We start from the raw sequence: 20,107 nt of genomic DNA, 5'->3' as shown, positions 1-20,107 counted from the left end.
TGCCTTTCAGCGATTCGTTCTATTTTACTTGGTGCGCTCAGAGAGATTCGAACTCCCGACCCCTTAGTTCGTAGCCAAGTGCTCTATCCAGCTGAGCTATGAGCGCATTAAGTAATGGCGGTGAGAGAGGGATTCGAACCCTCGATACCAGTAATAGGTATGCTTCCTTAGCAGGGAAGTGATTTCAGCCACTCATCCACCTCACCGGAACGAGCCGCCATAATACAAACTAAAACCACATTGATCAAGTCATCATACTGAAATTTTCTTGTTTTTTAGTTCAATGAATTACTTTTTAAGCAATTTACTCATTATTTTCGTCTTTTTCGATCAAACGCTTGTTAAGATAGATATTATTTCTTCATCAAAATACTGTAGTGCATAACACATTATTGCAAACCTAAACGTGCAGTTCGGGTCTGCATGGCTTATGCTAAACTTATCTGCCAAGCGTGAAACCAAACGACATGACAAAAAACTGGGCTGACCCTGAAGCGAAAGCTGAAGCTGAACGTTATGACAATCCTATTCCAAGCCGTACTCTTATTTTAGATACATTGGAGCAGGTTCAAACACCACAATCTCATGCAGAGCTTGTCGATCATTTTAATATTCATGACCAAAAAAGTATCGAAGCGTTAAGTCATCGTTTAAGTGCTATGGTTCGTGATGGTCAAATCATGAAAGACGGTTTTAAATTTCAGTTGGTGGCAGATCAACCAACATATGAAGCAACTGTCTATATTAATAGTAAAGGTTTAGGTACAGCACATATTGATGGTCAAACTGACCTTTTACTTCCTGAACGTGAATTACGTTTAGTCTTTAATGGCGATCGAGTTAGAGTGCGCCAGACTTCAGTAGACCGCAAAGGTAAACCTTGGGGTTTTATCACAGAAGTTTTACAACATCGCGTCAAACAATTGATCGGTAAATTGTCCGTTCACGATGGCGAATATTTTATTCAACCCAATAATCCTAATCAGCACCAGCCTATTCCTTTGGAAAAAGAACTCGTAAAACATGCTGAAGCGAATGTTGGCGATATGCTGCGTGTTGCAATTGATACTTATCCGACCCGCGAAGAGTTTTCAACGGCGCATATTATTCAGTCTATGGCGGACAAAGCTGATACAGAAATTATTATTCCACAAACCATTCTTGAATTTGGTTTGCCATATGAGTTTCCAGATCAGGTATTAAAAGAAGCAGAAAGTTTTAAAGAGCCATCTGCTCAAGATCGTGAAGGCCGCATTGATTTAAGAGATTTAGCATTAGTTACGATTGATGGTGAAGACGCTCGAGATTTTGACGATGCCGTTTATGCAGAGAAACGTCCGGGTGGTGGTTACCGCGTTGTAGTTGCAATTGCCGATGTAAGCCATTATGTTCGCTTAAATTCAGCCCTCAATGAAGAAGCTGAGGAACGAGGCACTTCGGTATACTTTCCACACTTTGTATTACCGATGCTACCAGAGGCTTTGTCAAACGGCTTGTGTTCTCTGAACCCTCACGTAGACCGCCTATGTATGGTTTGTGACCTTAAACTCTCCCGTACAGGCCGTGTAACTAGCTATGAGTTTTATCCGTCAGTTATGCACTCAAAAGCGCGTTTGACCTATACACAGGTAGCGCAATATTTTGAAGGTGCAACAGATGCGATTCCAAAAGATCGTGATGTTCATAAATCTTTAAATACGCTTTTCCAGCTTTATCAAATTTTGAAAAACTTGCGTGCTGACCGTCATGCAATGGAATTTGAAACCATTGAAACGTACATGACTTTTGATGAGCTTGGCGGGATTAAAGAAATTTTGCCACGTACACGTAATGAAGCACATAAGCTTATTGAAGAATGTATGTTGCTTGCTAACGTTGCTGCGGCTGAATATGCATTAGAACATGATATTCCAATGTTATATCGCGTGCATGAAGCTCCTGAGTTTTCACGTATTCAGAAAGTAAAAGACTTTGTGAAATTACTTGGTCTACCCTTCTCTGACCAGCCAACTCAAGCAGATTATCAAAGAGTTATTGAAGCAACCAAAGACCGTATTGATGCACCAAGCATTCATGCCGTTTTATTACGCTCAATGATGCAAGCTTATTATGGTGCAAAAAATGCGGGACACTATGGTTTAGCGTATGAAGCTTATACTCATTTCACTTCGCCAATCCGTCGTTACCCAGATTTATTGTTACACCGTGCTATTAAGGCACACTTAAAACAAAAACCTTCTCCTCTCTCTGGTGCCGCACTAGATGCTGCTGGTGAACATTTTTCTAAAACTGAACGCCGTGCAGATGAAGCTTCTCGTAGCGTAACGACTTGGTTGAAATGTCACTATATGCAACAGCATTTGGGTGAAGAGTTTATTGGTATCGTAAGTGCAGTGACCGAATTTGGTTTATTCGTGACACTTAAAGATTTATATGTCGATGGCATGATTCATATTAGCCAACTTGGTGATGACTTCTTTATTTATGACCAAGCGAGCCAAAATCTTGTAGGTCAAAATCGTGGTCAAGTTTTTGGTTTGGGTGATGAAGTTAAAATTCAGGTTGCTGGTGTAAATCTGGAAGAACGTAAAATTGACTTCCAGCTTCTTCAACAAGTCACGCATGCGGGACGAGTCGTTCGTAGCCGAGCTCCACGCACAACGAAAACATCTCCACAGGCAACTGAAGAAGTTTTCAGCAAACCAACAAGTAGTGATGGCGAAAAACCAGTTCACAAAAAGAAGGAAAAAGCTAAGTCTAATTCTTATACTAAAAAGCCTGGTAAAAAAACTACTCCAAAAGCAGAAAGTAAACCAGAAAAAGTAAAGAAAAAGTCTAAGCCTAAAAAGAAAAAGGCCAATGCGAAATCAAAGGCTGAATAATTAAACAATAGATGTAGCTAATTCAGAAATAAGCCTCCAATGTGAGGCTTATTTCTTTTTAAAAAGGTTATTTTGCACATTAAACTTGATTTCTGGCTTGAGAGGACCTACATCTAATAACATGTTTAAAAAATAATGTGGCTCACAGCAATGACTTTCCAACAAGCGACCTTACCAACACCGCGTTTTGATCAAATTGAATTAGAAAATTTAAAACAAGACATCCAACAAGCGATTCAAGCAGGCCAAGAATTTTTAAATACACTTACAGTTGTACCTAGCGATACCGCTCAACAACTTGCAGTACTTGAACAAGTCGATACTCTTGAAAACAACCTCAGTGAATCATGGGGTGTTTTATCACATTTAAATGCAGTAATGAGCAATGCTGAAACCAGAGAGGTTTATCAATCATTATTACCCGCTTTGAGTGAATATTACACTCAACTTGGTCAACACACCGCTCTCTATCAAACTTATCAGCATATTCATGATGGTCAGGGTTATACATCTCTTAGTCCAGCCCAACAAAGTGCTATTCGACTCGCTTTACGTGATTTTAAACTTTCTAGTGTGGCTTTAGAGGGCGAAGAGAAAAAACGCTATGCAGATATTTCTGCCCGTCTTTCACAGCTTTCTTCTGATTTTTCTAACCATGTACTTGATGCCACCCAAGCTTACTTTAAACCACTTACAGAAGCTGAGCTAAAAGGTCTCCCAGAAAGTAATGTTGAGTTATTAAAACAGTACGGGAAACAACGTGAACTCGATCAAGCTGTAGCAACTCTAGATTTCCCCGCTTATTTTGCAATCATGACCTATGCAGATGACCGCGCTTTGCGTGAAGAGCTTTATAGAGCCTATGTCACTCGTGCATCTGATCAGTCGGAACAAACTGAGTTTGATAACAGCAAAATTATGGAAGAAATTTTAAGTCTTCGTCAGGAAATGGCGAAACTACTTGGTTTCAATAACTATGCTGAATATTCTCTTGCAAGCAAGATGGCGCCAGATATAAAAACAGTACATGAGTTTTTGGTTGATCTCGCTGAGCATGCGCGTACTCCTGCTCTTCAAGAGATTGCTGAACTACAAGAGATTGCCAAACAAGATGGAGTTGATGAACTTAAACCTTGGGATAGCACTTACTACTCTGAAAAGCTTAAACAGCAACAATTCAACTTATCGCAAGAAGCATTAAAACCTTATTTCCCTGCACCTAAAGTCATTCAGGGCTTATTCCAGATCGTGCAGCGCTTATACGGTATTAACATCGTTGAGCGTGAAGCTCCAGTTTGGCATCCAGATGCACGTTATTTTGAGTTAGAAGACCAAGGTCAAGTGGTTGGTGGTTTCTTTTTTGATTTATACGCGCGTACTGGTAAAAGAGGCGGCGCATGGATGAGTGGTTTCCGCTCACGCATGCAAACTGTTCATGGTTTACAAAAACCAATTTGCTACATGGTATGTAACTTCACTCCTCCAGTAGGTGATCAGCCTGCTTTACTCACCCATGATGAAGTAATCACTTTATTCCATGAGTTTGGACATGGTTTACATCACATGCTAACTGAAGTAGATAATATTTCAGTTGCAGGAACTCATGGTGTTGCTTGGGATGCGGTTGAGCTGCCAAGCCAGTTCATGGAATTCTGGTCTTGGGATAAAGAAAGTTTAGATGTTTTAAGTGAGCACACTGAGAGCAAACAAACTTTACCGCAAGAATTACTTGATGCTTTATTAAATGCTCGTTTCTTCCAGTCTGGTATGCAAACTTTACGTCAGCTTGAATTTGCATTGTTTGACCTGACCATCCATACAAAAACACCTGCACTGAACAGTGAGCAAATTCAGCAAACTTTAAACGACATTCGTAAACAATATGCAGTCGTTCCAGCTGTTGAATACAATCGCTTTCAACATAGCTTCAGTCATATTTTTGCTGGTGGTTATGCGGCTGGCTATTACTCTTACAAATGGGCAGAAGTTTTAGCGAGTGATGCATTTGATCGTTTTGAACATGAAGGTATTTTCAACACTCAAACTGGCAAAGAATTCCGTCAGGCAATTTTAGCAGTGGGTGGTAAAGACACTGCACTTGAAGCATTTGTAAGTTTCCGTGGCCGTGAACCTAAAATTGATGCATTGTTACGTCATCAAGGTTGGACGAATGACAGCAAAACCGCTTAAACTATGGGCCTAAATTGATCGTGTGGTTAGGGTGATAAAGATGAAAAAACGTTTCATTGCTGGGGCTAAATGTCCAAAATGTGAAGCAACAGATCGGATTGTCATGCTAACCACCGCTGAAGACGAATGGATTGAATGTATCGAATGCGGTTATAGCGAAAATCGTCCGACTCATATTGATGAGCCTGAAACACCTGCTGTACCTGATGAAGTTGGAGTAATACAGTTCAAGCCTCGTCGTCCTGACTAAAGGTCTTAAAGATGCCACTACAAAGAAAACAAAACTCAAAACTATTGTGGATTTTAATTGGGGGCTTAAGCATTCTTGTAGTGCTTTTTTTCGCTGCACAATGGTTTTTCAAAAAAACCGAGTCATCTGCACCAATGGTTGATCCTCAACCTGTTTCGACACCCGCTCCTGCTAAAATCCCTGATCCATCATCAGGTTCCGAACCAGTAGCAGAGGCTGCCAGTTCACAACAACTTGTGAATGAAGATGTACTTAAACAGCCTGTCCCTGCTCAAGAGTCGTTAGCAAAAGAGGAAGTGTCTAAACTCGATGACATCCATCGTCAGTTGCAAGATCAGGAAAGTTCGTTAAAAGCTCAGCATGCAGATGCAGATCAATTAACCAAACTCAAAGAAGAACAAGTTAAATTGCTTGAAGCTCAGCTCAAACAGCAATAGTTTTTCAATGGGAACTTAAAAAGCTAAAGATAGATAACTTTAGCTTTTTTTATTTTAACTAAAATAACTCTAGTCATCTTTTTCCTAAATTTACTGAATTCTCTGACTAAAAAAGCCCTCCATTTAGGAAGGCTTTTTGTATAACCGATACTTTAATTTAAGTTAATGATACCAACCGAATAACTTAAATACATATGGCACATACGTCACCAATACCAATGATGAGAACAAGACAATAATTGGTAGCAACCAGCGCTCATAACGGAAGTAGAAACTTGTATACTTCTCTTTCGCTTCAGCATCAGCAGCGTTCACTTCATCATCTCCGACGGACAACCGCGTGAGTAGATGGTTCAACGCAACTGGCGGGGTTACATAACCAAATTCGAATGCAACTAACACAATCATCCAGAAGTGAATTGGATGAATACCATTTTCGTATGCCACAGGCGCAATGGTTGCAGCAACTAAAATTACAGCACCAAATGGATCTGTACACATACCAATAATAGCAAGTAGCAGTGCAATACATGCCAGTGATATATAGATACTGCCTAAATGAGTCGGCAATAATTCAACCACTTCAGAACGTTCAATTAAACCACCAACGCTTGCAGACAATGCCATCAAGATAATTAGTGCACCAATATGGCCTACAGTTTCTGAAGTTGCAAAACGAAGTGCCCCACCAAAACCTAGACGGAATTGAGAACTATGTGGATCATGCGCTCGAAGGAATGGTGATTTCTGTTCATGCTCACGAACAATCGCCTCATGAATATTAATTGCAGGAGCTTCTTTTGGCGCCACCATTTTGTCATACAAGATCATTGCTATCAGGACTAATGGTAAAATTACTGGTGCAGTAAATTCATTCATTCCTGTGTCTAACGCATATTTATAGATCGCAAGAACAACAGCTGTAATCAAAATGTATGGAATTACAGGTACAAAGGCGCGCATCATGCCCGGAATCGCTACTTTTGGTGAATTCACACGGAATTTCTCTTCAGCCAAGAGTAATGAAACACCCAAGAAAATAAATGCAGTTAACCAAAATACATAAACACCATGCCCAAACAGCTCATCGGACGTTACATGACGGCTATCAAGCATTGCAATTAAAACGACCAATAGACATGGACGTACCACCACACCTAAAGAACCTGACATTGCAGATACAGCCAACGCATATTGACGGCGAGCACCCGCATTCCAGACTTCTTTATAAATAATTGCACCCGCTGCAATAACGAAAATACCTGACGCGCCTGTATAAGCCGTCGGTACCGCAGCTGCAATTAGAATTAACCATGTTAAGGTTTCTGGTGCCAAATTCCATGGACGAAGCACATTAAGGAACAAGTCCATAACGCGTGTTTGAGTTAGAAGCATACCTGCCCAAATAAACAAGGCAAGGTTTAAGAAAATACCTGAGAACTCAACCAATAAACCAAGGTAAATCCCTTGCCCCATTGGATAATCCATAAAGAATGTAAATACTATGCCCGTAATCAAACCCATATAAGCATATAAAGGCACACATAGTAGTGCTAAGCCAATATTTCCGCCTTCACGTTTTGCTGGTGGTGAAACAAAGAGTTGATAAAGACTAATTAAAGTCAGAACAACAAACAGAATCATCCATATCCAGTAAATAGTTACTGTTTCATAGGTAGGTGTTACCCCAGAATTGATAACTGAACGATACTGGCTAATGACAGAGAAACTGAGTAGAGCATTAGCTACCACCATAAAGATGGAATAGACTTTGTAATCTATTTTTGTTGCTGGATTACGTAAGCCAATATGGTGAAATTTTAACGATGCTGTAATCGCCGAAATTAGAACCATAAAAATCAGTAAAATTGCGCGATTTTCTGTACCAAATTTAAAAATACCAAAGAAACCTGTCTCGATGGCACGGTAAGTACGCACTCCAGGGTTAGCTTCAATATATTTAATTGTCTTGTCATATGCCTGATATTTCTCATCACATTGTTGCTGTGCAGCGAGTAGTGATGCACGGACATCACTTTCCGATGCTGCACCAAAGAAACTCGAAAAATCATCAGATGCATTGGCTTTCATTTGTTCTTTTACTTGTGCATCGATATTTGGATGTCGATCACAAGTCGGCTTTTCAGGTTCAGCACGCAAAAATGAATATTGCATGCCTATCGCAGGATCACCATAAAGACGTTCCCCGATACGTAATAATTGTCCGTGGATCATTTCCCCGGTACCAATGATTAGAGTCATTAATAGTAGAGTGAGGATGACGAATGTTGAGATCCATTCGTTCCATATATAACCCAGCAGACCTAATCCAGATCTTTTTTCTTGATGTCCTTGCATAAATATTCCAATTTTGTTCTCTCAAAAACCTGTAAACAGGAGCTTGAGTCATGCAATTTTCTTGGTCAGGGGTTAATTCCATCCCCCTTCTACCAATCCCTTTATTCAACGATCAAATTTGCATCAAACTTTATTAATAAAGAATGACTAAAATCACTTTTTTAACAGTTCGTATTGTCAATTTTTCTTTTTTAATCTTTGAGCAAGCCAATAGCATCCTCCAAAGATTGCGCCACCAATTGCTCCATATAAATGAGCTTCAGTTAAAACTGGACTCCCTATTAACTGGGCCGTTCCTGTTTGCCCAAAGGTATTTTCCCATGTCAGTTTTGCAATAATTAATCCTAAAACTAGAAAAGCAAAATTCCGTTCTTTACGATATTGCAAATAAACTAAAGCAACTGCTGTATATAGCCCATGTAAAACACCTGACAAACCAGCATATGCCTCGATATAAGGTAAATAAAAATAGAAGACCAAACTAATGAACGGTGGCAAAAGAAAAAGCAGACTTAAGATATGCCACGCTTTGGTATGCGGAAAGATAAACGGTAAACAGGCGAATGCCATCATGTTTAAAAGGAAATGAATCCATCCAACGTGCACCCAATGTGCGGTCCATAAACGCCAGAATTCACCGAGTAAACTTTCGCGCCAATAAATAAAAGTATCAGGAAACACCTGTAGACAAGCAGACACAGAAATGCACACTGCGACCAAAAGCACTTTATGATTCAGTACATGATCCTTCATGGCACACTCCTTGAAATTAAACTTCTTGCTACCATTGTAAAACTTAACAACAGTCTCGCAAGAAGTTAACCTTTCAAATATGTTTACTGCGCTGCTGGTGGAGCAGATGAATCCGCAGGAGCTTCAGATGCTGCTCCGCCATCAAATAACTCATCTAGCTCTGCTGCACCTTCATTCTTATCATCCCAGAAATGTGACATACCATCATCTCCGGTACGCACACCTGTATGCTCAGTCCAGTAACGGTCAGAGATACCGCGTACAATCAGACCAGCCATACTATCAATTAACTTAAAGTTTGGATTGACAGGCTTATCGTCAGCTTGAGATGCCGCATAGGATCTTAATGCATCACGGATTTTTGCATCATCACCACTTGCTTGAGCAGCTACCGCATATAACGCATGAGATAAGCGAACACCTTTTTGCTCACCAATTTGGACTGATTGCTTTAACGTTTGGTATGGATCAGGTTTCCCTTCATCTGCCCCTGGCAATAAAGTCCAGATAACAGCACGCGTTGCGTTAGGTGCACCCCAAAATTTTTCATTATCTAGACAGACCATGCCGCGCTCTACAATAGCAGCAATATCTTTTGGAACATTGACTGCGCCACCAGAGTTAATATCATTGGTTACAGCCTGAAGGCCACTAATCATTCCAAGTAAATAAACTGTTTGATCAGTATCACTACGCATCGTTGGACAAGAATCACCTAAATGGTATTTATATTTAGATTCCCAACGATCAGCGAACAACTTATAGCCTGTATATTGACGCTCAGCAGCAATTGCTGCCCAACGCTTTTGAGCAATACGTGCATCTTGAGCTTCAGTTACCTGCCCTGCTTTTGATGCACGCAAATAACGTAATTCTTGTTCTAACGCTTGGTTTTCCGCACATACGCCTGACGCTGCATACATTAATACCGCAACACGCGTTGGATCTGCACCCATACCTTTAGTAGACATGATTGCTGGTGTTAAAGCACTACCAGTATTACAAACCATTTCGGCATCTTGCATTGCTAGAATAGGTGGAACGACGTGCTTTTCCGTAAAACCTAAAGCAACATTTGCTCCGGTTTTCACGACGTATGAACAACCTGATAAAACTGAAGCTGCAAGAAAACTCATCGCCAAACCTTGGCTTATTTTTTGGACTTTAGACATCTTCCTGTCCTCTATGTAATTTGTTTTTTCCTTTTCAGATGTACATTAGCAGATGCATATCTTGAATAAAAGAGTAATTACTCTAATTGTAGCGCTTATACTTTGACACACTTCACAGCAGATAAAATTGACAGTTTTTCAGGGAAAAAGAAATTTTAGGCAAAAAAAAGTAGCATTGCGACGGTTCAGCACATGCTACTTATTAACTGAGATAAGCTTTTAACGGCTTATATTATTTTTGTTCTATATAATCCTTAAGTAAAGTTCCTGCTCTTCCTACTACCACAGCCATAACGACTGCAATTAACAGAAACATCCACATTGAAATCTCCATGAGAGACCTCCTTACTACAATCGCACCCAGTTATAAACTGGACACTTGATGGAATTAATCGACTAAACAATTTAATAATTGACTGATCGACGACCTTGCATCCTCTGTCTCTTAACTTTGTTAAAATTAACTCTGTTAAGATGCTCCCTGAGTAAAGTTCCTGCTCTTCCTATCACCACTGCCAAAATGATGGCAATGACCAAGAACGACCATGTTGGCATCTCCATTTTGAGACCTCCGACACACTTTACGTTGGTGTTTGTACTTTAACCGATCAAATAGATACCCATAGGTGAAATTGTCAGACAATTGTATTTCCTTAGCTTTTTTCTATATTTTAATTAGACAATCCTGAACTCAAGCAAAAAAATAAAGATTAAATTATTGTTTTTTATAATTTTTAAATAAATATACAAATGTAGAATTGTCTAACAATTAATGAAGTTTCTGTAGGACTTTTAACTTTTTCCAATACTGCAAAGGAAGTTGATCAAACCAAATTATGGCTACTTTCATGGGTGCTCCATCAAAATACATAACTATAAACATTTGATAATCAATTATTTTAGTAATTTCTACACGTGAAATAATCTTTGGTGAAGAGTAAGCCACTGACCAAGATTTTTGGTCTAAATATAAAATTTGAGAAATTCGTGATTGTTTTAAAAACAATAGAAAACTAATAGAGAAAAGGATGAGAGCTATCAACCACCAAATGGGTGATAACAATTGATAAAGTAGGATTGCTAAACTCAAGCCAATAAAAAGCTGAAATATTATCGAGAAACGACTATATTTCAGCTCAAAATTCAATTCTTTTATCAAAACAGTTTAGCCATGCACGTACTGTTTTAATTTATAAATAAATTCACGTAACTCTGTACGTGGAGGTTCAGAAACTTCCATGAACCAATCTAGTAAATCTGGATCTTCCTGTTCAACTAACTCTGCAAATAAAGCCTTCTCTGCCGGATCTGCTTGTAAATAATAGTTTTTTACATAAGGGTCAAAATAGACGTCAATTTCTTTTAAGCCGCGGCGTGCTCGATAAATTACTTTACGTTCTTCCAAGGTCATTTCGTCAGACATTTATTTCCCCATCTGCGTTGATAGTGCGTCTAGTTTACCTGATCACATTCCAAAGATCGCTAAAAATATCAAATTGACCAAATTTATCATCTTGTACTCATAATTGAGCATTCATCACATTGTTCGCCATGAAATGCTTCCGTATGTTTAAGGAAATAACATCACACCTGAACCAAGGAAGAAATACAAATGCAATCTGGTGCCATCCGTCCTATTCCAAATATGTTACCGAGACAATTATTCAATGAAGAGCATGAGGCTTTTCGAGAAACAGTACGTAAATTCTATGAAAAAGAAGTCGTTCCCAATATTGAAAAATATGAAAAACAACAACATGTTGATCGAGATCTTTGGAATAAGGCCGGAGACCTAGGCCTCTTGTGCACCACAATGCCAGAGCAATATGGTGGGTCTGGAGTAGACCGTTTGTACAGCATGATCTTAATTGAAGAACAAGCTTATGCTATGGACTCTAGTACAGGCTTCTCTTTGCATTCAGATATCGTTGCCAATTATGTAAATAACTTTGGTAATGAAGAACAAAAACAAAAGTGGCTACCGAAAATGGCAACAGGAGAAGTAGTTACAGCTATTGCCATGACTGAGCCTGGTACTGGTTCTGATTTACAAGCAGTGAGAACCACCGCCGTACCTGATGGTGATGATTATGTCATTAATGGTTCTAAAATTTTCATTACGAATGGCTACTTATGTGACATGGTCGTAGTCGTTTGTAAAACTGGCAATAACGACAAAAGCTCAGCGAATTTATCACTTATTATTGTTGAAGCAGACCGAGCTGGCTTTAGCAAAGGTAAACCTCTTAATAAAATTGGAATGAAAGGCCAAGATACATGCGAATTATTTTTTGATAACGTTCGTGTTCCTAAAGAGAATCTCTTAGGTATGGAAGGCATGGGCTTTATCATGCTCATGAAAGAGTTGGCTTGGGAACGAATGCTAGTGGCTATTATTTGTCAGGCAGGCGCTGAAGCTGCATTTGCACATACTGTCCAATACACAAAAGACCGTAAAGCATTTGGCAAACCTGTTAGTGCATTTCAAAATACGCGTTTTAAACTTGCTGAACTGAGAACAGAAATAGATTTCTGTCGTACTTATCTAGATCGTTGTATGGAATTACAACTTGAAGAAAAATTGAGTGTGGAAGCTGCCGCAGCTGCTAAATACAAAATTTCAGACATGTTCTCAAAAGTTGTAGATGATTGTCTTCAATTACATGGCGGTTATGGTTACATGCTTGAATATCCAATTGCACGTGCCTATATAGATCACCGAGCAAATCGAATTTATGCAGGTACCAATGAAATTATGAAAGAATTAATCTCTAGAACACTTTAATAAATTCAATATAAAAGGGGCATTACGCCCCTTTTATTTATCTAATATCTATTAAGATACTAATTTTGGCTTACGCTCATTCGTTTCTGAACGTTTATGAAAATGTAGAACACCATCTTCAAATTTTGAATTTTTTAGCGACTTTCTATCTTCTAAATAGTTATTAGTGACTTGCCATGGAGCATGCTTACCTTGTTTTGGAAGCTCATGTGCCGCACGGCTGATATAACCTGAAGATAATTTACCCATTACAGTATCTTCTTCCATTTCAGTTTTATCACCAGATGGAACCACTTCATCATAACTATTTTTGTCCATATAGTTTAACAAGCGACAAATATATTCCGCAGCGATATCAACCTTAAGCGTCCATGATGCATTTACATAGCCAATAATCATGGCCATATTTGGTACGTCACTCAACATAACACCGTTATAAAGCATATGTTCAGATGAATTAAGAGCTTTGCCATCAATAGTAGCCTGAACACCCCCCATAATCTGAACTTGCAAACCAGTTGCAGAAATCACGATATCCGCATCAAGATGTTTACCAGATTTAAGTAAAATACCTTTTTCAGTAAATTTCTCAACTTGATCTGTTTCTACACTCGCTTTGCCTTCACGCAAAATCTTAAATAAGTCACCATCAGGCACTACGCATAGACGTTGATCCCAAGGATTATATGAAGGTGTAAAATGCTTCATATCAACTTTACCCTTTAACTGCACTTCAATTGCTTTTAAGAGTAAACGACGTACAGTTTTTGGATGTTTCTGTGATAATGCATAAATCGCGCGCTGCATACCAATATTACGTGCACGAGTAAATTTATAAGCTGCTTCTTCAGACATAAATCTACGTGTTTTTTCATAGATGAAATCGATAGACGGCACACTAGCAATATACGTAGGCGAACGCTGCAACATGGTTACATGACCCGCTCCACCTTTCGCCATTGCTGGTACTAAAGTAATTGCAGTTGCGCCACTACCAATAATAACGACTTTTTTACCTGTATAATCTAAATTCTCAGGCCAATGCTGTGGGTGAATAAGTTGCCCTTTAAATGCTTCTTGATTTGGGAAAGAAGGCGCATATCCTTGATCATAATTATAATAACCAGTACAGCCTACAACAAAATTAGCATTCCAAGTCTGTTGTTTTTTCTTACCATCTTCAATTACAACCTGCCATTTCTTTGATTCAGAATCGTAATTAGCAGAAAGCACACGATGACCAAAGTGAATTTTTTCTTTTAAATTATATTCATCAATTACTTCGCCTAAGTAGCCTTTAATAGAAGCACCATCAGCTAATACATTCGCTTTACACCACGGCTTAAAATTAAAACCAAATGTCGACATATCTGAGTCTGAACGAATACCTGGATAACGGAAAAGATCCCATGTTCCGCCAAAAGATTCACGACGCTCTAAAATTTCAAATTGGCGTTGTGGAGAATTTTTTGACAAATGGGCAGCAATTCCAATTCCTGAAATACCTGCGCCAATAATTAAAATATCAACTTGCTTTTCCATTTTATTTTTATACCCATTGTTGAGAATATGAGTTTATTAAAGCACAATTTTGACAATACACAATGTCAAGTTTGACCGTTTATCCGTTTTTTTATGTCACTTGAGGACATTTTTATAATTTTACTAATTAACAAAAATAAAAAAGACCGGTATAAAACCGGTCTTTTTTGAATAAAATCAATTATTCAGCTGAAGTTGTCACTTCACGATCTACAAGCTCAACGTAAGCCATCGGTGCTGCATCACCAGCACGGAAGCCCGCTTTAAGAACACGTAGATAACCGCCGTTACGTTCTTTGTAACGAGGGCCAAGTACTGTAAATAATTTACCTACAGTTGCAGCATTACGAGTACGAGCAAATGCTAAACGACGATTTGCTACAGTATCGTTTTTTGCTAGAGTGATTAAAGGCTCAGCAACACGACGTAATTCTTTAGCTTTAGGCACAGTTGTTTTAATCAACTCGTGTTCAAATAAAGAATTAGCCATGTTTTGGAACATCGCTTTACGATGGCTGCTTGTACGGCCTAATTTCACACCACTATTACGATGACGCATGGTGATAGTCCTACTTAATTAACGGCTACGATAGGCAAAACGGTCGTCCATACGAAGACTAGCTGGTGGCCAGTTTTCAAGACGCATACCGAGTTGTAAGCCTTTCGATGCCAAAACATCTTTGATCTCTGTTAACGATTTTTTACCAAGGTTAGGAGTTTTTAACAACTCAACTTCAGTACGTTGAACAAGATCACCAATGTAGTAAATATTTTCTGCTTTCAAACAGTTAGCAGAACGAACAGTAAGCTCTAGATCATCTACTGGGCGAAGCAAGATTGGGTCAACTTCTTCACGAGGCTCTTGAGCAACTGGAGTTTGGTCTTTCTGAAGATCAACAAAAATTGCAATTTGTTGTTGCAAGATTGTTGCCGCTTTGCGGATTGCTTCTTCAGGATCAACCGTTCCATTTGTCTCGAGATCGATTACCAGTTTATCTAAATCGGTACGTTGTTCTACACGCGCATTTTCAACGGTGTAAGAAACACGCTTAATCGGGCTATAAGAAGCATCTAATTGCAAACGACCAACAGGGCGTGTTTCCCCTTCAGGGAAACGAGAATCAGATGTTTCATAACCACGGCCTTGAGCAACCTTCAAGCGCATTTTTAATGAGCCTGAAGCACTCAAAGTACCAATTAGATGTTCTGGATTAACCACTTCAACATTATGAGGTAAACGAAGATCAGCAGCAGTAATTTCGCCTGGACCTTGTTTCTCTAATGTTAAATATGCTTCATTTTGATCGAACAGCTTAATAGACAATCCTTTTAGGTTCAGCAAGAGCTCGACGATGTCCTGCTGCAAGCCTTCTAAAGTACTGTACTCGTGCTCGACACCTTCTATTTCCACTTCAACCACAGCAGCGCCAGGTAAAGAAGACAATAGAATGCGACGTAAAGCATTACCTAGAGTATGGCCAAAACCACGCTCTAAAGGTTCTAGAATCACTTTTGCCGAGGTCCCGCTAACCGCTTCGACCTTGATCGCTTGCGGAGTTAGAAACTCGTTTGCAGTACGCGTCATTATTGCTACCTCAAGGATTATTTAGAATACAATTCTACAATCAAGCTTTCATTGATTTCAGCAGGTAAATCAGCACGATCTGGTGCAGCTTTAAACGTACCTTCAAGCTTAGAATGATCAACATCGATCCAAGCTGGAATACCACGTTGTGCAGCTAACTCAATCGCGTTTTTAATACGCAATTGTTGTTTAGCACCTTCGTGAACCGCAATTACATCACCAGCTTTAACTTGAATAGATGCGATGTTTACACGACGACCATTCAAAGTAATGCTACGGTGACTTACTAACTGACGAGCTTCTGCACGTGTAGAACCAAAACCCATGCGATAAACAACGTTATCAAGACGGCTTTCAAGCAATTTCAACAAGTTCTCACCTGTTGCGCCTTTAACACGAGCTGCTTCTTTATAGTAGTTACTAAATTGACGTTCTAACACACCGTAAATACGACGGACTTTTTGTTTTTCACGTAATTGTAGTGAATACTCAGATTGCTTACCACCGCGTGCCTGACCATGTTGACCAGGTGCTTTGTTAGCTTTTTTAGTTTTGACGTCAAAAGGTTTAACGCCAGATTTAAGTTGCAGGTCTGTCCCTTCGCGGCGAGAGAGTTTGCATTTTGGACCAATATAACGAGCCATGAATGTTTCTCCTTACACGCGACGTTTTTTAGGTGGACGGCAACCGTTGTGAGGAATTGGCGTCACATCGGTAATGCTGTTAATTTTATAACCCACTGCGCCTAATGCACGAACCGCAGACTCACGACCTGGACCAGGACCTTTTACAAGGACATCCAGATTTTTCAAACCGTAATCTAAAGCTGCTTTACCAGCAACTTCAGCAGCTACCTGAGCAGCAAACGGAGTTGATTTACGTGAACCACGGAAGCCTTGTCCACCAGAGGTAGCCCAAGCCAATGCATTACCTTGACGATCAGTAATCGTAACAATGGTGTTATTAAAAGAAGCGTGAATGTGTGCAACACCTTCAGAGACGGTACGGGTGACCTTCTTGCGTGTGCGAGTATCTTTAGCCATCTTTTAGCTTCCAGAAATCTTACTTTTTAATCGGTTTGCGCGGACCTTTACGGGTACGTGCGTTAGTTTTGGTGCGTTGACCACGGACAGGCAAGCTGCGACGATGGCGAAGGCCGCGATAGCAACCCAAATCCATTAAACGTTTAATGTTCATGGAAATTTCGCGACGTAAGTCACCTTCGGTAGGAACCTTAGCAACTTCTGCACGAATCGCATCAAGCTGAGCATCGTCCAACTCACGGATCTTAGTAGTTTCAGTAATACCAACTGCTGTTAAGATATTCTTAGCAGTATGGCGACCGACACCAAAGATGTAAGTGAGGGAGATAACAGCATGCTTGTTATCCGGAATGTTTACACCGGCAATACGAGCCATTCACTTTCTCCAAAAAGGCAGTAGAGATAATCAACCGCCCCACAAAATCTTGAGGGGCGGATATTAACCCAATTCGCCTACTGAAATCAACAGGTCTTGATTAGATTAACCTTGACGCTGCTTATGACGAGGTTCTGCGCTACAAATTACGCGAATAACCCCATTACGACGGATAACTTTACAGCTACCACAAATTTTCTTTACAGAAGCTTGTACTTTCATGATGAAACCTCTAAGTGCGCTTATCCCTTAGGATGAGCAGTCGTTTTTCTCATTAATGTTTGATTATCATATTGATGAGATGTTAAGTGCGCTTGTAGCTGAGCCATAAAGTCCATAACAACGACAACTACGATTAGTAATGATGTACCACCCAAAGAGAATGGGATTCCAAAAGAACTCTGTAGAATCATTGGCATTAAACAAATGACCGTAATATAAATCGCACCAATAAACGTCAAACGATTAAGAATATGATCTAAGTAACGAGCAGTTTGCTCACCTGGGCGAATACCAGGCACATAAGCTCCGCTGCGTTTTAGATTTTCTGATACTTCCTTAGGGCTAAATACTAAAGCCGTATAAAAGTAACAGAAAAAGATAATTAACGCACCAAAGAGCACCAAATACAAAGGCTGTCCAGGCGACAATACTAAAGCTAAATCTTGTAAGCTACGCTTAATTAATCCAGCATTTGCATCTGCACTTCCTACCCATTGACCAAGACTCGCTGGGAACAATAGTAAAGAACTTGCAAAAATCGCAGGAATCACACCAGCCATATTAATTTTCAATGGCAAATGTGTCTGCTGTGCTGTAAATATACGACGACCTTGCTGCTTTTGTGCATAGTTTACTGGAATGCGACGTTGTGCTTTTTCAATAAACACAATCGCAGCCAACACACCTACAGACAAAAGACCAAAGATCACAAGACCAATTAAGCTTGTCTGACCATTATCTACTGATGAAACTGATTGCATAATTAATTTAGGCAAACCAGAAACAATACCAGCAAAAATAATCATTGAGATACCGTTACCAATACCTCTTTCAGTGATTTGTTCACCTAGCCACATTAAGAACATAGTTCCAGCGACAAGTGATGTAACTGCTGGTATATAAAACTCAAGACCAACTGACAGAGTAATACCCTGACCAATCAAACCTGCACACATACCAACTGCCTGAACCACTGCAAGCAATAATGTACCCTGACGCGTATATTGATTAATTTTACGCTTACCTTGCTCACCTTCCTTTTTCAAGGCTTCTAGTGAAGGAATTACCGTAGACATTAACTGCACAATAATTGATGCAGAAATGTAAGGCATAATTCCTAAAGCAAGAATAGACATTCGCTCTAAAGCACCGCCAGAAAACATATTGAATAGCCCAAGAATAGTTCCTTGGTTCGCATGAAATAAATTTTCTAACGCAGCATTATTAATGCCTGGTACTGGAATATGCGCTCCTAGTCGAAAGACCAGCAATGCACCGATTAGAAAACTCATCCGGCGAATAATTTCACGATATTTCACGTGAAATGGCTGACCTTTCATCATGTTGACATGACCTGAAGAACTAGGAGACATAGACACTCGAGATTACTCCTCGACTTTGCCGCCAGCTGCTTCAATCGCAGCTTTAGCGCCTTTAGTCAATGCAACACCTTGAACAGTGAATACACGAGTGATTTCACCAGAAAGTACGATACGAGCACGAATTTGGTCACGACGAACAACATTCGCAGCTTTCAAAGTCTCTAGGCTAACGATGTCGCCTTCAACTTTGTTTAACTCAGATAAACGTACTTCAGCAGTTTTTAAAGCGATTTGGCTAGTGAAACCGAATTTAGGTAAACGACGATAAATCGCAGTTTGACCGCCTTCAAAGCCTGGACGAACGCCACCACTTTTACGTGATTTCTGACCTTTGACACCACGGCCACCGGTCTTACCAACGCCAGAACCGATACCACGGCCTAAACGACGGTTTTCACGTTTTGCACCTTCTGCAGGCGCAAGCTCATTTAAACGCAGAGTCATGGCTTATTCCTCTACACTAACCATATAGTAGACTTTGTTGACCATACCACGGTTAGAAGGCGTATCTTGCACTTCTACAGTATGACCAATACGACGCAGACCTAAACCTTGTAAGCAAAGCTTGTGATTTTTCAAGCGATGTGAAGAAGATTTAGTCTGGGTAACTTTAATCGTTTTCATGATTGATTACCCTTGAATTTCTGCTACTGATTTACCACGTTTCGCAGCGACTTTCTCAGGAGAAGTCATATCACGCAAACCTTTGAAAGTTGCGTTTACTACGTTTGCAGCATTAGTAGAACCATAACATTTAGCAAGTACGTTATGCACGCCTGCAGCTTCTAGAACAGCACGCATTGCGCCACCAGCGATTACGCCAGTACCTTCAGAAGCAGGTTGCATGTATACACGGCTTGCACCATGACGAGCATTCACAGGGTGTTGTAAAGTAGTACCAGCAAGGTCTACAGTAATCATGTTGCGACGTGCAGCTTCAAGTGCTTTAGAAATAGCAGCTGGAACTTCACGTGCTTTACCACGACCAAAACCAACACGACCATTACCATCACCCACAACAGTTAATGCTGTGAAAGAGAAGATACGACCGCCCTTAACAACTTTGGCTACACGATCAACGGCAACCAGCTTTTCAACAAGACCTTCGTTTTGTTCAACTTTAGCCATGA

General features: G+C 39.9%; 21 protein-coding genes and 2 tRNA genes. 5 read left to right on the top strand and 18 right to left on the bottom strand.

From position 1 onward, the window contains the following. Positions 1-29: 29 nt before the first annotated feature. Together F935_RS17740 and F935_RS17735 are read right to left on the bottom strand one after the other, a co-directional pair. Positions 30-106: transfer RNA gene (locus F935_RS17740), tRNA-Arg, on the bottom strand. Between the two features lie 9 nt (positions 107-115). After that, positions 116-206, bottom strand: a tRNA-Ser gene (locus F935_RS17735). 261 nt (positions 207-467) lie between these two features. Here F935_RS17735 and rnr point away from each other — a divergent pair. The 4 genes from rnr to F935_RS17715 all read left to right on the top strand — a co-directional run bounded on the left by rnr (position 468) and on the right by F935_RS17715 (position 5,759). Beyond that, positions 468-2,882, top strand: coding sequence for a ribonuclease R (gene rnr / locus F935_RS17730; RefSeq protein ID WP_016140120.1), 2,415 nt, complete (start codon positions 468-470; stop codon positions 2,880-2,882). 135 nt (positions 2,883-3,017) lie between these two features. Then, on the top strand, positions 3,018-5,072 hold the full coding sequence (locus tag F935_RS17725) for a M3 family metallopeptidase (RefSeq protein WP_035366419.1): 2,055 nt from the start codon (positions 3,018-3,020) through the stop codon (positions 5,070-5,072). 40 nt (positions 5,073-5,112) lie between these two features. Next, positions 5,113-5,322: a YheV family putative zinc ribbon protein gene (locus tag F935_RS17720; RefSeq protein WP_016140118.1), complete on the top strand. Its 210-nt coding sequence runs from the start codon at positions 5,113-5,115 to the stop codon at positions 5,320-5,322. 11 nt (positions 5,323-5,333) lie between these two features. Continuing rightward, positions 5,334-5,759 (top strand): hypothetical protein, encoded by a 426-nt coding sequence (locus tag F935_RS17715; RefSeq protein ID WP_016140117.1) that lies wholly within the window; start codon positions 5,334-5,336, stop codon positions 5,757-5,759. 162 nt (positions 5,760-5,921) lie between these two features. Here F935_RS17715 and F935_RS17710 read toward each other — a convergent pair whose 3' ends face one another. The 5 genes from F935_RS17710 to F935_RS17690 all read right to left on the bottom strand — a co-directional run bounded on the left by F935_RS17710 (position 5,922) and on the right by F935_RS17690 (position 11,465). Then, on the bottom strand, positions 5,922-8,117 hold the full coding sequence (locus F935_RS17710) for a TRAP transporter large permease subunit (RefSeq protein ID WP_016140116.1): 2,196 nt from the start codon (positions 8,115-8,117) through the stop codon (positions 5,922-5,924). 177 nt (positions 8,118-8,294) lie between these two features. Beyond that, entirely contained in the window at positions 8,295-8,870 is a 576-nt protein-coding gene (gene rrtA, locus F935_RS17705; RefSeq protein ID WP_016140115.1) for a rhombosortase, read from the bottom strand. An 83-nt stretch (positions 8,871-8,953) separates the two neighbouring features. Next, positions 8,954-10,042 (bottom strand): hypothetical protein, encoded by a 1,089-nt coding sequence (locus tag F935_RS17700; RefSeq protein WP_013196784.1) that lies wholly within the window; start codon positions 10,040-10,042, stop codon positions 8,954-8,956. A 769-nt stretch (positions 10,043-10,811) separates the two neighbouring features. Continuing rightward, complete coding sequence (locus F935_RS19120; protein ID WP_035366417.1) at positions 10,812-11,201, bottom strand: hypothetical protein; 390 nt, start codon at positions 11,199-11,201, stop codon at positions 10,812-10,814. 6 nt (positions 11,202-11,207) lie between these two features. Beyond that, complete coding sequence (locus F935_RS17690) at positions 11,208-11,465, bottom strand: FAD assembly factor SdhE (protein WP_016140114.1); 258 nt, start codon at positions 11,463-11,465, stop codon at positions 11,208-11,210. A gap of 189 nt (positions 11,466-11,654) precedes the next feature. Here F935_RS17690 and F935_RS17685 point away from each other — a divergent pair, with 189 nt between their 5' ends. Next, entirely contained in the window at positions 11,655-12,827 is a 1,173-nt protein-coding gene (locus tag F935_RS17685; protein ID WP_016140113.1) for an acyl-CoA dehydrogenase family protein, read from the top strand. A gap of 51 nt (positions 12,828-12,878) precedes the next feature. On the opposite strand, the gene F935_RS17680 is transcribed toward F935_RS17685, so the two are convergent. The 11 genes from F935_RS17680 to rpsE form a co-directional block, all read right to left on the bottom strand. Next, entirely contained in the window at positions 12,879-14,369 is a 1,491-nt protein-coding gene (locus F935_RS17680) for a flavin-containing monooxygenase (RefSeq protein WP_016140112.1), read from the bottom strand. Positions 14,370-14,550: 181 nt separating this feature from the next. After that, positions 14,551-14,928, bottom strand: coding sequence for a 50S ribosomal protein L17 (gene rplQ / locus F935_RS17675; protein WP_016140111.1), 378 nt, complete (start codon positions 14,926-14,928; stop codon positions 14,551-14,553). 18 nt (positions 14,929-14,946) lie between these two features. Next, positions 14,947-15,954 (bottom strand): DNA-directed RNA polymerase subunit alpha, encoded by a 1,008-nt coding sequence (locus tag F935_RS17670; protein WP_003653641.1) that lies wholly within the window; start codon positions 15,952-15,954, stop codon positions 14,947-14,949. A 17-nt stretch (positions 15,955-15,971) separates the two neighbouring features. Beyond that, positions 15,972-16,598, bottom strand: a complete 627-nt coding sequence (gene rpsD / locus F935_RS17665) for a 30S ribosomal protein S4 (RefSeq protein WP_005301294.1) — start codon at positions 16,596-16,598, stop codon at positions 15,972-15,974. 12 nt (positions 16,599-16,610) lie between these two features. Then, positions 16,611-16,997: a 30S ribosomal protein S11 gene (rpsK, locus tag F935_RS17660; protein ID WP_001040166.1), complete on the bottom strand. Its 387-nt coding sequence runs from the start codon at positions 16,995-16,997 to the stop codon at positions 16,611-16,613. A 19-nt stretch (positions 16,998-17,016) separates the two neighbouring features. Further along, positions 17,017-17,373, bottom strand: coding sequence for a 30S ribosomal protein S13 (rpsM, locus tag F935_RS17655; protein WP_003653646.1), 357 nt, complete (start codon positions 17,371-17,373; stop codon positions 17,017-17,019). Between the two features lie 105 nt (positions 17,374-17,478). Then, on the bottom strand, positions 17,479-17,595 hold the full coding sequence (gene rpmJ / locus F935_RS17650) for a 50S ribosomal protein L36 (RefSeq protein ID WP_000867907.1): 117 nt from the start codon (positions 17,593-17,595) through the stop codon (positions 17,479-17,481). 20 nt (positions 17,596-17,615) lie between these two features. Then, positions 17,616-18,935 (bottom strand): preprotein translocase subunit SecY, encoded by a 1,320-nt coding sequence (secY, locus tag F935_RS17645; RefSeq protein ID WP_171056864.1) that lies wholly within the window; start codon positions 18,933-18,935, stop codon positions 17,616-17,618. Between the two features lie 45 nt (positions 18,936-18,980). Next, complete coding sequence (gene rplO / locus F935_RS17640; RefSeq protein WP_016140110.1) at positions 18,981-19,421, bottom strand: 50S ribosomal protein L15; 441 nt, start codon at positions 19,419-19,421, stop codon at positions 18,981-18,983. 3 nt (positions 19,422-19,424) lie between these two features. Further along, positions 19,425-19,601 (bottom strand): 50S ribosomal protein L30, encoded by a 177-nt coding sequence (rpmD, locus tag F935_RS17635; RefSeq protein ID WP_003653652.1) that lies wholly within the window; start codon positions 19,599-19,601, stop codon positions 19,425-19,427. Positions 19,602-19,607: 6 nt separating this feature from the next. Beyond that, a complete protein-coding gene (gene rpsE / locus F935_RS17630; RefSeq protein WP_003653653.1) occupies positions 19,608-20,105 on the bottom strand; it encodes a 30S ribosomal protein S5 in 498 nt (165 codons plus the stop codon). Positions 20,106-20,107: the final 2 nt, after the last annotated feature.

Source organism: Acinetobacter calcoaceticus ANC 3811, assembly GCF_000399665.1.
In the GTDB taxonomy this organism is placed as follows: domain Bacteria; phylum Pseudomonadota; class Gammaproteobacteria; order Pseudomonadales; family Moraxellaceae; genus Acinetobacter; species Acinetobacter calcoaceticus_B.
Note: the sequence above shows the minus strand (reverse complement) of the source record. Positions and strands in the feature narration are given on the sequence as shown.

What these genes read in the sequence shown, in the direction of transcription:
- rpmJ (WP_000867907.1), bottom strand. Translation starts at nt 17,595, where the DNA reads ATGAAAGTACAAGCTTCTGTAAAGAAAATTTGTGGTAGCTGTAAAGTT.
- F935_RS17725 (WP_035366419.1), top strand. Translation starts at nt 3,018, where the DNA reads ATGTGGCTCACAGCAATGACTTTCCAACAAGCGACCTTACCAACACCG.
- F935_RS17715 (WP_016140117.1), top strand. Translation starts at nt 5,334, where the DNA reads ATGCCACTACAAAGAAAACAAAACTCAAAACTATTGTGGATTTTAATT.
- F935_RS17710 (WP_016140116.1), bottom strand. Translation starts at nt 8,117, where the DNA reads ATGCAAGGACATCAAGAAAAAAGATCTGGATTAGGTCTGCTGGGTTAT.
- F935_RS17720 (WP_016140118.1), top strand. Translation starts at nt 5,113, where the DNA reads ATGAAAAAACGTTTCATTGCTGGGGCTAAATGTCCAAAATGTGAAGCA.
- rpsD (WP_005301294.1), bottom strand. Translation starts at nt 16,598, where the DNA reads ATGGCTCGTTATATTGGTCCAAAATGCAAACTCTCTCGCCGCGAAGGG.
- F935_RS17690 (WP_016140114.1), bottom strand. Translation starts at nt 11,465, where the DNA reads ATGTCTGACGAAATGACCTTGGAAGAACGTAAAGTAATTTATCGAGCA.
- F935_RS17700 (WP_013196784.1), bottom strand. Translation starts at nt 10,042, where the DNA reads ATGTCTAAAGTCCAAAAAATAAGCCAAGGTTTGGCGATGAGTTTTCTT.
- F935_RS17670 (WP_003653641.1), bottom strand. Translation starts at nt 15,954, where the DNA reads ATGACGCGTACTGCAAACGAGTTTCTAACTCCGCAAGCGATCAAGGTC.
- rpsE (WP_003653653.1), bottom strand. Translation starts at nt 20,105, where the DNA reads ATGGCTAAAGTTGAACAAAACGAAGGTCTTGTTGAAAAGCTGGTTGCC.
- rnr (WP_016140120.1), top strand. Translation starts at nt 468, where the DNA reads ATGACAAAAAACTGGGCTGACCCTGAAGCGAAAGCTGAAGCTGAACGT.
- F935_RS17685 (WP_016140113.1), top strand. Translation starts at nt 11,655, where the DNA reads ATGCAATCTGGTGCCATCCGTCCTATTCCAAATATGTTACCGAGACAA.
- rpsK (WP_001040166.1), bottom strand. Translation starts at nt 16,997, where the DNA reads ATGGCTAAAGATACTCGCACACGCAAGAAGGTCACCCGTACCGTCTCT.
- rplQ (WP_016140111.1), bottom strand. Translation starts at nt 14,928, where the DNA reads ATGCGTCATCGTAATAGTGGTGTGAAATTAGGCCGTACAAGCAGCCAT.
- rpsM (WP_003653646.1), bottom strand. Translation starts at nt 17,373, where the DNA reads ATGGCTCGTATTGCCGGTGTAAACATTCCGGATAACAAGCATGCTGTT.
- rrtA (WP_016140115.1), bottom strand. Translation starts at nt 8,870, where the DNA reads ATGAAGGATCATGTACTGAATCATAAAGTGCTTTTGGTCGCAGTGTGC.
- F935_RS17680 (WP_016140112.1), bottom strand. Translation starts at nt 14,369, where the DNA reads ATGGAAAAGCAAGTTGATATTTTAATTATTGGCGCAGGTATTTCAGGA.
- rpmD (WP_003653652.1), bottom strand. Translation starts at nt 19,601, where the DNA reads ATGAAAACGATTAAAGTTACCCAGACTAAATCTTCTTCACATCGCTTG.
- rplO (WP_016140110.1), bottom strand. Translation starts at nt 19,421, where the DNA reads ATGACTCTGCGTTTAAATGAGCTTGCGCCTGCAGAAGGTGCAAAACGT.
- secY (WP_171056864.1), bottom strand. Translation starts at nt 18,935, where the DNA reads ATGAAAGGTCAGCCATTTCACGTGAAATATCGTGAAATTATTCGCCGG.